The sequence below is a fragment of the Paenibacillus whitsoniae genome (genome assembly GCF_003955665.1).
In the GTDB taxonomy this organism is placed as follows: Bacteria; Bacillota; Bacilli; order Paenibacillales; family NBRC-103111; genus Paenibacillus_E; species Paenibacillus_E whitsoniae.
This window is the reverse complement of sequence record NZ_RXHU01000099.1, coordinates 1-11,173: the sequence shown is the minus strand read 5'-3', so window position 1 is coordinate 11,173 and position 11,173 is coordinate 1. Positions and strand designations below refer to the sequence as shown.

Genomic DNA, 11,173 nt, shown 5'->3' with positions numbered 1-11,173 from the left:
GACTGGTGTATTTCCCGTCAGCGCGCGTGGGGTGTACCGATTCCGATTTTCTACTGCCGCAGCTGTAACGAGCCGCTCGTCAACGAAACGACGATTGAGCATGTGGCGCAGTTGTTCGAGCGCGAAGGCTCTAACGCTTGGTTCATCAAGGACGAGAAAGATTTGCTGCCGGCTGGCACAACCTGCGCGAAATGCGGACATCACGAATTCCGCAAAGAAACGGACATCATGGACGTTTGGTTCGATTCCGGCTCCTCCCATGTGGCTGTGCTGGAAACACGTCCTGAGCTGCAATGGCCGGCCGACCTGTACCTGGAAGGCTCCGACCAATATCGTGGCTGGTTCAACTCCTCGCTGATCACAGGCGTGGCGACGCGCGGACAGGCGCCTTACAAAGGTATCCTGAGCCACGGCTTTACCTTGGACGGCGAAGGCCGTAAAATGTCCAAATCGATCGGCAACACCATCGATCCGAATGTTGTTTGCGGCAAGCTGGGCGCGGATATTTTGCGGTTATGGGTATCTTCCGTCGATTATCAGGCCGATCACCGGATTTCGGACAACATCTTGAATCAAACATCGGAAGTATATCGGAAAATTCGGAATACTCTCCGTTTCTTGCTTGGTAATCTCACGTCGTTCAACCCTGCGACAGATCGCGTAGAAGTGGAGAAACTGTCCGAGCTTGACCGTTACGCGCTGATCCGCCTCAATCGCATGATTGAGAAGGTTGTCAAAGCTTACGATGCGTACGATTTCCACGTAGTGTACCAAACGATCCACCACTTCTGTGCAGTAGAAATGAGTTCGTTCTATCTGGACATCATTAAAGATCGTCTGTATGCAAACGCAGCGAACGATCCGGCCCGCAAAGCTTCGCAAACGGTGCTGTACGCCGCGCTGAACGCGATCACGAAGCTGATCTCCCCGATTTTGCCGCATACGGCGGACGAGGTATGGCAGTACATCCCGGGTGTAGAACTGAGCTCTGTGCAAATGGCTGAACTTCCGGAAGTCGATGCGAGTGTATACGACGAGAAATTGGAAGCCAAATGGAACGCCTTCCTGGAAGTACGGGACGAAGTGCTGAAAGCCCTGGAGGAAGCACGCACGCAAAAAGTGATCGGCAATTCGCTCGGCGCGGCGGTGCATCTGTATCCAAACGAAAGCATGGCAGCGTTCCTAGGCGGCTTTGACCAATTGGATCAACTTTTCATTGTGTCCGGCGTGGCCTTGCATCCGGTTGGGACAGAGGTTCCGGAAGGCGCGCATGGGGCGAAGGATGTTGCGGTAGCTGTTACGGTAGCGGACGGCGAGAAATGCGAACGCTGTTGGATCGTGACGCCGGAAGTCGGGCAAAGTAAAGATCATCCGACCCTTTGCGTACGATGCAGCGATGTCGTGACGACTCACTATCACGCGTAAAAAGAAACAAACGAGCTCTCGCAGATAGCGAAGCTCGTTTGTCCTGTTTTTCGGATAGCGGCTACTCCTCCAGTTCGGCGGCAGGTTCCTTTTCAAGGAACGGGTCACCCTCACCGCTGTCCATATAGTTCCGGTACGCGCGGCTGCGAACAATCGTAACGTGTTCCCCGTACAAGTCGGTAGCGACGAAGCTTTCAAAAGGTTCGACATAGCCTTCAAGCTCGTCGTATTCGATGTACATGTCGTCGTAGGTTTCCACTTGGTTCGATTCCGCCATGGCGGGGGAGTCCGAGTTGCCCCAGCTCTCAACAATTTGCCAGGCATCTTCACCGTCAAATTCCGTTTCATCGTTCCGCTCGTCAAAGCTGGTTCGGCCAAATGGTGGATAGAGGACCTGTTCTTCGACAGGACGACGGAACGATTGCTCGGGATCAGGTACGTGCTGGATGCAGGTTAAAGCCGTCGGAATCGTCTGCAGCCTTTCAAATGGGATGGGGACTCCGCAGTAGACGCAGGTTCCGTAATCGCCGCGATCGATAGCTGCGAGTGCCTCATTGATTTGTTCAAGCTGCTGCTCGGCGTGCTCATTTAGAGAAATATCTTTTTCGCGTTCATACAACTCTGTCGCTGTATCCCCTGGATGATTGTCGTAGGCTGACAAGTCCCCGGTCGTATCGGCGAGCGCGTTGCCAAGTCCGTAATGATCGTTTCGGGCAAAGTGTTTTTCTAAACTTACTTTTTCCTCCAATAATTGCACATACAACGAATGGATTTGTTCCTCGGATAAATGGCTCATCAGTCCACAGCTCCCTTCTAACAGCTGATCCATACTGAATAGCATGCCGTGTGAACGCTTGTTTTAGTGAGGTAATTCCTTGTAAAAAAGGAACGTCAAGCTCGAATATGCAGGAGGATGACTATGAAAAAAGCTTATTTGTACGCGCTATATGCGGTGATTGTTTTAGTATTGGACCAAATTACCAAGTGGATCATTGTGAAAGAGATTCCGATTGGCGAAGAACGCCCGGTGATCGGGGATTTCTTCATGATTACCTCGCATCGGAACAAAGGCGCGGCTTTCGGCATTTTGCAGAATCAGCGTTGGTTTTTCATTGTCATTACCATTCTGATTGTAGCTGGGATTATTTGGTACATAACAAAAACGATTCGCGAAGGGAAGGTCCTGCTGTCTTTTGCTCTAAGCCTGCTGCTCGGCGGCGCGATCGGGAACTTTGTCAACCGGGCCTTGTTCGGTGAGGTGGTTGATTTCTTGCAGGTTACGTTTGATTTTACGTTGTTTGGCAAAGCCATCTATTATGAATATCCGATTTTCAATATCGCAGATTCCGCGATTGTCGTCGGGGTTATCCTGATTTTCATCGATTCACTTCTTGCCGCGCGCAAGGAGAAAAAAGGAGCTTCCAATGAACACAAACCAGACCTCACCTGATGAAGCGGCTGCTGAACTCCTCGAATGGACGGTAGAGGAGGAATTTGCCGGCGAGCGGATCGACAAATTCATTACCGAAGCTGTGGAAGAGGATGTCTCTCGGACGCTCGTTCAGATGTGGGTGAAAGACGGTCACGCTAAGGTGAACGGCAAAAATGTAAAAGCCAATTACAAGTTGAGCTTAGGAGATGTCATTGGCCTGATCGTGCCGGAACCGCAGGGTGTGGAGCTTGTGGCTGAGCCGATTCCGATTGAAGTCGTCTACGAGGATAGCGATGTGATCGTGATTAACAAGCAGCGCGGCCTTGTCGTCCATCCGGCGCCGGGGCATTATTCGGGCACGCTAGTGAATGCGCTGATGCATCACTGCAAGGATCTTTCCGGCATCAACGGCGAGCTGCGTCCAGGCATCGTACACCGCATCGACAAGGATACGTCAGGCCTCATTATGGCGGCTAAAAACGATAAAGCCCATGCCAGCCTCGCGGAACAGCTCAAGGCGCATACGGTAAACCGCAAGTACATCGCCCTGGTACATGGCAATCTGCAGCACGACAACGGCACCATTGATGCGCCGATCGGCCGCGATTCCCATGACCGCAAAATGTACACCGTCACGGACAAAAATAGCAAGCACGCTGTGACACACTTCGTCGTGCTGGAGCGCTTCGGCGATTTTACACTGGTCGAGCTCAAGCTGGAGACCGGACGGACGCACCAGATCCGCGTTCACATGAAGTTTATCGGCCATCCGCTGGTCGGCGATCCGATGTACGGCAAGAGCAAAGGTATGCTAATGGACGGCCAAGCGCTTCACGCGGCTGTTCTCGGCTTCAAGCATCCGCGCACAGCGGAATGGCTGCAATTCGAAGCGCCGATTCCGGCGGATATGGAGCATTTGATTCAAACGATTCGCACGAAATAGACGAGCATTCTGCATGAGGGGAGAATCGGATCCGTGCTTGAGCATCTCATTAATCCGGAAGTGAAGGACATTCAAATTTCCGGTATTCGCAAAATTTCCAACCTAGTCAGCACCATCCCGGGTGCATTGACACTGACCATTGGCCAGCCGGATTTCCCGACCCCGCGCCACATTATCGAGGCGGGGCAGCGGGCGCTGGATCAAAATAAAACCGTATATACGCCAAATCCCGGCCTGCCGGAATTGCGGGAGGCGGTCTCTCATTTTGTCCATGTCAAATATGGACAGCAGTACCGCGCGGCGGATGAAATCATCGTCACGGCAGGCGCTAGTGAAGCGGTTGATATTACGCTGCGGACGATTTTGACACCGGGGGCGGAAGTTATTCTTCCAGCCCCGATTTACCCTGGCTACGAGCCGCTGATCCGGCTCGCCGGCGCGGTCCCGGTCTACGTGGACACGAGACCGAACGGCCTCAAGCTGACGGCGGAACTGCTGGCGCCGCATCTTACGGACAAGACGCGCTGCGTCATCTTGTGCTATCCGTCCAATCCGACGGGGCAAGTGCTCAGCGAACGGGAGTTGGCTGATTTGGCGGCTCTGCTCGCCGACAGGGAGCTGTTTATATTGTCCGACGAGATATACAGTGAGTTGGTTTACGGGGTGCAGCATCGCTCCATCGCATCAATCGGGAATCTGCGTGAAAAAACGATCGTGATTAACGGCCTTTCCAAGTCTCATGCAATGACAGGGTGGCGGATCGGCTTCACGATGGCGCCGGCGTACTTGACGGCGCATATGGTGAAGGTGCACCAATATAACGTGACCTGCGCGAGCTCAATCAGCCAGTACGCTGCGTTAGAGGCTTTGACCGTCGGCATCGATGATGCACTGCCAATGCGCGAAGCGTACGTGCAGCGCCGCGACTATGTGTATGACCGGCTAATTGCGATGGGATTTGAGCTGGACAAGCCGGATGGCGCGTTTTATTTGTTCCCGTCGATCGCCAAGTTCGGACTGAGCTCGCAGGAATTCGCCATGCGGCTGCTTCAGGAGGAGCACGTCGCGGTCGTGCCAGGGGATGCGTTTACGGCTTACGGCGAGGGTTATATTCGCATTTCCTATGCGTACGCGCAGGAAGTATTGGAAACCGCGTTGGACCGCTTAGCGCAATTCGTTCAGAAGTTATAAGGAAAAGGACCGTAGGCTTTGAAAAAGCCGCGGTTCTTTTTCATTTTACGGGAATAAGGTTGAATCTCGCTTACTTTTCAGGTAAGATTAAAACATATTATTTAAATAGTTGTCGTGACAACTAATTTTAGGGGAGGCCGCTGTTTCATGGCTGATGACAATGCACTAGATCTTTCAATCGGGTTTCAAATGGGGGTAACGTATCGGAAGCTGTCCAATTATTTGCTGTTCCGGTTGAAAGAACACGAGATTACGCCGGAGCAATGGTCTGTGCTGTATCAAGTTGACCGGGAGGACGGCTTGATGCAAAAAGAAATTGCCGAACGTTCAGGCAAAGATCGGCCGACGATTACGCGCATTTTGGACCATTTGGAAGGGAAAGGCTATGTGCTGAAAAAGATAGGGGATAACGATCGCCGCTCGTTTCTGGTTTTTATGACGGAAAAAGGGAAGGCGTTGATTGCGCAGACGCTGCCGATTGAACAGAATGTCATTCAGGAGATAAAGGGCTGCATGAGCGACGAGGAATACGCCCAGTTGATGAAGCTGCTCCATCGGATCAATCATCATGTGAATGAATTAATGCCGCGGTAATCTACCGTACCAAGGAGGATACATCATGACCAATACCGAAGAAAGGTCCCGTTTATGGACGACATCCTTCGTTTGTTTGACGATTGCTTCATTTTTATTGTTTTTGAATTTGCAGGAGCTATTGGCATCCTTTCCGGCGTATGCGAAAGAAACGTTCACTGCCGGTGATGTGGCGGTCAGCCTCCTCACCAGTTTATTTGCGCTGTCTGCGATTGCTACACGGTTTGCTACGGCCGCGCTGATGCGCAAGGTGCATCGCAATGTGCTGCTGTTCATCGGCTTGGGCGTGGCCGGCCTGATTACGCTCAGCTACATGTGGGCAGGTTCGCTGGGCTCCTTGCTGCTGATGCGCATTGGCTACGGCATCGGATTCGGTATGGCATCGACGATCATCCCGACGCTGGTATCGCAAATTATTCCGGCTTCACGCATCGGAGAGGGGATCGGCTACTTCGGCCTGTCGACTTCGTTGGCCATGTCCATCGGCCCGATGATCGGGCTGAATCTGATGAAGCATGCCGGTTGGCCGACGCTAACGCTTACCGGCGCTGTAACAGCATTTGCGATCTTTCCACTGCTGCTGCTTTCGCGCGCGATTCCTCCGAAACCGCAGGCGGCCGCGCCTGGCGATTCCGGTAGGGCATCCGCAGCCGAGGAGGCAGTGTCTTTCCGAAAAAGCAAGCTGCTCTACCCGGCGCTGCTCAATGTGCTGCTGTCTATTACGTACAGCGGACTGCTGAGTTTTATCGCTTTGTTCGGGCAAGCGGTCCACTTGGAGCAGGTCGGCTTGTTCTTCCTGTTTAATGCGATCACAATTGTTCTAATCCGTCCGATTTCCGGGAAACTGTTCGACCGTAAAGGTCCTGGGGCCGTGCTCATTCCCGCGGCGGCAAGCGTCATCGCCAGCATGCTGCTGCTGTCATTCACGACAACAATGCCGCTCCTGATCGTCTCTGCTCTGCTTTACGGGCTCGGCTTCGGGGCGATCCAGCCGACGATTCAAGCTTGGATGCTGCGCATGACACCAAAAGCGCAGCACAGCATGGCGAACAGCCTTTTTTACAATTCAACGGATTTGGGTGTCGCGATTGGGGCGTTCTTGCTCGGCTCGATTGCGGCGGTTACAGGGTATGCAACGATGTACCGATATTCCGCGGGCTTCATGCTCTTATTTTTGATTTTATTTATCGCGAGACTTCTGTTTGGCGGAAAACGGTCATCTGCGGTTGTCAGTCTGCCTCAATAGTGGACGGCACCTGCAGCAGGCGAATCAATTCGCGCAGTGCGCTACTGTTAAAGGCGTCTTTGCGTGTGATGAACTCGGTGTTGATATAACGATAAGGGGAGGGAACGGTGTGGGTGCGCATCGTTCCCTCTTTGACGTATTTGTCCGCAACGGTTTGGGGAGCCGCAACGCCGCCCAGAATCGCTTCCAATGTGCCAAATTCCATCAATGGCGGCCGGGAAGGGCCAAGGGAGCTCAACCATTTTTGCAAAATCTCCCGATAGGAGCAACCGTTTGAAAAGACGAGCACCGGCTTGGCCACGGCCTCTTCCAAGGTTGCGACAGCAGGCGTAGAAACGATGACCAGCTCCTCCGGGAACGCGATGACCGAGGTCAGCTCGGGATGCTCGAAACTCCCGCCGATAAAGGAGCCGTCGAGCTCGTAATGGAGCATGCGGTCGATGAGATCGGCCGTATGTCCCGTGGTGAGTGACAGCTGAACGTCGGGAAATTGCTGATAATACTTTGTCAGCAGCGCAGGCAGCCGCACCGCGGCACAAGTTTGCGTCGAACCGATGGCGAGCGTGCCGAATGGTTTGTTCTGATCGGTGAGCGCCAACTTGGCTTCATCCAACAGTCCGATAATTTTATCGGCATAGGTCAGAAGCAGCTTGCCGCTGGAGGTCAGTGACATGCCGCGAGGGTGGCGATTGAACAAGGGGGACCCGACCTCGGCTTCCAGCGATTGAATACGTGCCGTGACATTCGACTGCACGTAGCCTAACTGCTGAGCGGCCTTCGTAATGGAGCCTTCTCGCGCCACCATTTGGAATACGCGAAGCTCGGAGCTTTCCATGATTGTGATGGCTCCCTTCTTTCAGGTATCAGATATTATGATGGATCTTATCAATTACAATCATTATACATAATGGGTAATCTCCACTACAATAACGGTAAACAGATATCAGCGTGGAATCGGAGGTTGTGTGGATGGAGAGACAGACAAAGGTGGTACCTTGGAAATTTGCTGTGCTTCTTATTTTAACGACGTTTGTGATGGGCATCGCATTCCCTGTTGGCAAAATGGGACTTGCGTATGCGCCGCCCTTCTTCTTGATGGGGATTCGCTACGTGATGGCAGGCGGCTTGCTGGCGATATTTGCTGGACGGAGGCCGCGGCCGAAGGGAAAAATGCCATGGCTGCAGGTGGCCGTGATCGGTTTATGTCAAACTGCCGGAGTTATGGGCTTTTGCTACTACAGCATGCACTGGATAACGGCCAGCGAGTCGTCGATCATTACGTTTATGAGCCCTTTGCTGGTGATTGTATTAGGTGCTGTACTGCTGCGAAACCAATATCGCGCACGGCAATGGGGAGGCGTGATTATCGGCTTTATCGGCGTTATCGCCACCCTCGGCTTCCAACTGCGGCTTCAGGGCGGCATCGTGCTTGGTCTTGCAGGGGCGTTGTGCTTCGCAGCGGCTACCTTGCTGATTAAGAGGTGGGGAGCGGGACTCGATGCCATCGTCCTTGCGGCCTATCAAATGCTTTTCGGAGGGGGGATTCTGCTGCTGTTAAGCGGGATGACGGAGCGCCCGGCGATGGTGTTGACACCTGGCTCCATCGGTATCCTGCTGGTTCTTGTGATTCTCTGTTCGATTGTGCAGTTTTCTGCATGGTTTTATTTGCTCGGGCAAGGCGATCCGGCTAAGACGAGTTCCTTTCTGTTCTTGGTACCGTTCTTCGGCGTGTTGTCCAGCTGGCTGCTTTTAGGCGAGCAGATCCGCTGGTATGTCGGCGTCGGAGGTGCGCTGATTGGCATTGGCATTTATTTGGTTAATGGCGGAGGGCAGCGTGTGAAAGCGAAGGAAGCGGCGAGAGTGCGGGAAGGTGCCGTTATATAAGAAAAAGGAGCAAAGTACCTAAGCAGGTAGCTTGCTCCTTTTTGTTCACAGGATAGATCAGACGGATTTAAACTCCAAATACGCCGTAATCGTCGCAATCGCCAGCTCGATCGCATCCTCGTTCGGGTTGAGCTTTGCATGATGCAGGCCGTGCGGTGTATCGACGCCGAGCCAGAACATGAAGCCGGGAATTTGCTCCAGGAAGTAACCGAAATCTTCTCCGGTCATCGCTTCGGTGCACTCCACAAGCGTCACATTGTCACGGCCTTTCAACCAGTCCATAAATTCCCGGGTCACATCAGGCGTATTAAATACTTGCATATAATTCGAACCGTAGTCGATCTTTGCTTCGCATTCGAAGGAAGCCTCGATGCCCGCTGTGATCGCTTCGATCCGGCGCTTCACTTGCCTCATGGAATCGGCGGACAGGGTGCGGATCGTGCCCTCGAGGCGCGCGTTCTCGGCAATGATGTTCTGCTTCGTGCCGGCCTCCAGCTTGCCGATCGTAACGACGGCGGCGTCCAGCGGATTCACGTTCCGCGAGACGATCGTCTGCAGCTGGCCGACCATTTGCGACGCTGCGATAATCATATCGTTCGCTCGATGCGGATACGCGGCATGACCGCCTTTGCCATGCAAGTCGATGAATAATTCCGACGTGTTCGCGAACAAAATTTCAGGCCGTGTTGCAATTGTGCCGACCGGATACTCCGGCGCGATGTGGAGCGCCAGCATTTGATCCGGTTTCCAGTCCTGGAATTCATCGGCGCCCAGCATCGGAAGCGCGCCGCCAGGGCCCTCCTCTGCAGGCTGGAACAATACAACGAGATCATCCTTCATCGGATGATGCACAAAGTGCGTAACGACGCCCATGCCGATCGCCATGTGAAAATCATGCCCGCAGGCGTGCATATAGCCGGGATGCTCGGAAGGGAACGGGAGTCCCGTATCCTCGGGAATGGGCAGCCCGTCCATATCGGCGCGATAGCCGAAGCGCTTCGCAGGATTCAATCCGCGGATATAAACAAGAATGCCGGTACGCCAAGTGCGTATCGACATTCGGTCTTGAGGCAGCTTGCTGAGTTCATCCAGCAGCAGCCTTTGCGTTTTGAATTCCTGAAAGCCGGGCTCCGGGATTTGATGCAGCTTGCGCCGCAATTCTACAAAGGGGCTCAGCATATCAGTATCCTCCGGTACGGCTTACAGCTTGCGAAGATCCGCAAGGATTTCCGTTTTGGATTTCGTTTTGTCGTCGACTTTCTTGATCACGCGAGCAGGTGCGCCAGCTACGACAGTGAAAGGCTCGACATCTTGGGTAACGACCGCGCCAGCAGCAACAACGGAACCTTGTCCGATGCGCACGCCTTCGAGGATAACCGCGTTCGCGCCGATCAGCACGTCGTCTTCAACCACGCAAGGTTGTGCGGAAGGAGGCTCGATTACGCCGGCTACAACAGCGCCTGCGCCGATGTGGCACATTTTACCGATTTGCGCACGGCCGCCAAGCACGGCATTCATGTCGATCATCGTGCCGTCGCCGACGGATGCACCGATGTTGATGAGCGCGCCCATCATGATGACGGCATTGTCGCCAATGTGCACTTTGTCGCGGATTACGGCACCCGGCTCGATACGAGCGTTGATCGGTTTCAGATCCAGCGTAGGGATCGCGGAGTTGCGGCGGTCGGATTCAACTACATAATCCACAACTTTATCTTTATTGGCTTCCAGCACAGGCGCGATTTCGCTCCACTCGCCGAAAACGACGCCGCTTCCGCCGGAGATAAACGCTTGGCTGCCTTCGCCGAATTCAAGGCCGTCCAGGTTTCCTTTTACGTATACTTTGACAGGGGTTTTCTTTTTGCTGTCGCGGATAAATTGAATAATTTCCAGTGTGTTCATTTCAGACATGGTGACATCTCCTTCAAAAATATGATTGACTCTCCTATCTTAGCAGAAAGCCGACAGGAGAGCCAATATTTCTACAATAGAATTACACAGCTTTTGTCGCAAATTGACTGTTGTACAGATCGGCGTAAAAGCCGTGCTGCGCAAGCAGCTCCAGATGCGTGCCTTGCTCAATGACCGTACCGTGGTTCATAACCAGGATCAAATCAGCTTCACGGATAGTTGACAACCTGTGCGCAATCACGAACGACGTGCGATCCGCCATCAAATGATTCATGGCCCGTTGAATCGCCATCTCAGTCCGCGTATCAACGCTGCTCGTCGCCTCGTCGAGAATCAGAATCGCCGGATCGGCCAGTATGGCCCTGGCGATGGTCAAGAGCTGCTTTTGCCCATGGGACAGGTTGGACGCTTCTTCATTCAAAATCGTATCGTATCCGTCCGGCAGCGTTCGGATAAAATGATCCGCGTTCGCAGCGATGGCTGCCTGCACGACGTCGTGCTCGGTGGCATCCTTGCGGCCGTACGCGATGTTGTCGCGGATCGTGCC

At 53.5% G+C, this 11,173-nt stretch carries 12 protein-coding genes; 7 read left to right on the top strand and 5 right to left on the bottom strand.

Features of this window, described 5'->3' with window-relative positions:
• Window positions 1-1,425: class I tRNA ligase family protein (locus EJQ19_RS27455; RefSeq protein WP_164716742.1), on the top strand; the 1,425-nt coding region annotated here is incomplete at its 5' end.
• 61 nt (window positions 1,426-1,486) lie between these two features.
• Here the strand turns inward: EJQ19_RS27455 and EJQ19_RS27450 are convergent.
• The gene (locus tag EJQ19_RS27450) at window positions 1,487-2,221 is read right to left on the bottom strand and encodes a TraR/DksA C4-type zinc finger protein (protein WP_126144423.1); all 735 of its coding nucleotides are present in this window, start codon (window positions 2,219-2,221) and stop codon (window positions 1,487-1,489) included.
• Between the two features lie 123 nt (window positions 2,222-2,344).
• Between EJQ19_RS27450 and lspA the strand changes: the two genes are divergently transcribed.
• The 5 genes from lspA to EJQ19_RS27425 all read left to right on the top strand — a co-directional run bounded on the left by lspA (window position 2,345) and on the right by EJQ19_RS27425 (window position 6,831).
• A complete protein-coding gene (lspA, locus tag EJQ19_RS27445; protein ID WP_126144422.1) occupies window positions 2,345-2,875 on the top strand; it encodes a signal peptidase II in 531 nt (176 codons plus the stop codon).
• Complete coding sequence (locus tag EJQ19_RS27440; protein ID WP_126144421.1) at window positions 2,850-3,800, top strand: RluA family pseudouridine synthase; 951 nt, start codon at window positions 2,850-2,852, stop codon at window positions 3,798-3,800. Before lspA ends, EJQ19_RS27440 begins: the two co-directional genes overlap by 26 nt.
• Before the next feature lie 33 nt (window positions 3,801-3,833).
• Entirely contained in the window at window positions 3,834-4,991 is a 1,158-nt protein-coding gene (locus EJQ19_RS27435; RefSeq protein ID WP_420901705.1) for an aminotransferase A, read from the top strand.
• 147 nt (window positions 4,992-5,138) lie between these two features.
• Window positions 5,139-5,585 (top strand): MarR family winged helix-turn-helix transcriptional regulator, encoded by a 447-nt coding sequence (locus tag EJQ19_RS27430; RefSeq protein WP_126144419.1) that lies wholly within the window; start codon window positions 5,139-5,141, stop codon window positions 5,583-5,585.
• 25 nt (window positions 5,586-5,610) lie between these two features.
• Window positions 5,611-6,831, top strand: coding sequence for an MFS transporter (locus tag EJQ19_RS27425; protein WP_126144418.1), 1,221 nt, complete (start codon window positions 5,611-5,613; stop codon window positions 6,829-6,831).
• On the opposite strand, the gene EJQ19_RS27420 is transcribed toward EJQ19_RS27425, so the two are convergent.
• On the bottom strand, window positions 6,815-7,666 hold the full coding sequence (locus EJQ19_RS27420) for a LysR substrate-binding domain-containing protein (protein WP_126144417.1): 852 nt from the start codon (window positions 7,664-7,666) through the stop codon (window positions 6,815-6,817). The two genes, EJQ19_RS27425 and EJQ19_RS27420, sit on opposite strands and share 17 nt — an antisense overlap.
• Before the next feature lie 134 nt (window positions 7,667-7,800).
• On the opposite strand from EJQ19_RS27420, the gene EJQ19_RS27415 reads away from it, so the two are divergent.
• Complete coding sequence (locus EJQ19_RS27415) at window positions 7,801-8,715, top strand: DMT family transporter (protein ID WP_206438498.1); 915 nt, start codon at window positions 7,801-7,803, stop codon at window positions 8,713-8,715.
• A 57-nt stretch (window positions 8,716-8,772) separates the two neighbouring features.
• Here the strand turns inward: EJQ19_RS27415 and EJQ19_RS27410 are convergent, their stop codons facing one another.
• The 3 genes from EJQ19_RS27410 to EJQ19_RS27400 all read right to left on the bottom strand — a co-directional run.
• Window positions 8,773-9,894 (bottom strand): N-acetyldiaminopimelate deacetylase, encoded by a 1,122-nt coding sequence (locus EJQ19_RS27410; protein WP_126144416.1) that lies wholly within the window; start codon window positions 9,892-9,894, stop codon window positions 8,773-8,775.
• Between the two features lie 21 nt (window positions 9,895-9,915).
• Window positions 9,916-10,626, bottom strand: a complete 711-nt coding sequence (dapD, locus tag EJQ19_RS27405; RefSeq protein WP_126144415.1) for a 2,3,4,5-tetrahydropyridine-2,6-dicarboxylate N-acetyltransferase — start codon at window positions 10,624-10,626, stop codon at window positions 9,916-9,918.
• Between the two features lie 82 nt (window positions 10,627-10,708).
• Window positions 10,709-11,173, bottom strand: a 465-nt coding sequence (locus tag EJQ19_RS27400; RefSeq protein ID WP_126144414.1) for an ATP-binding cassette domain-containing protein, incomplete at its 5' end; no start/stop codon positions are given.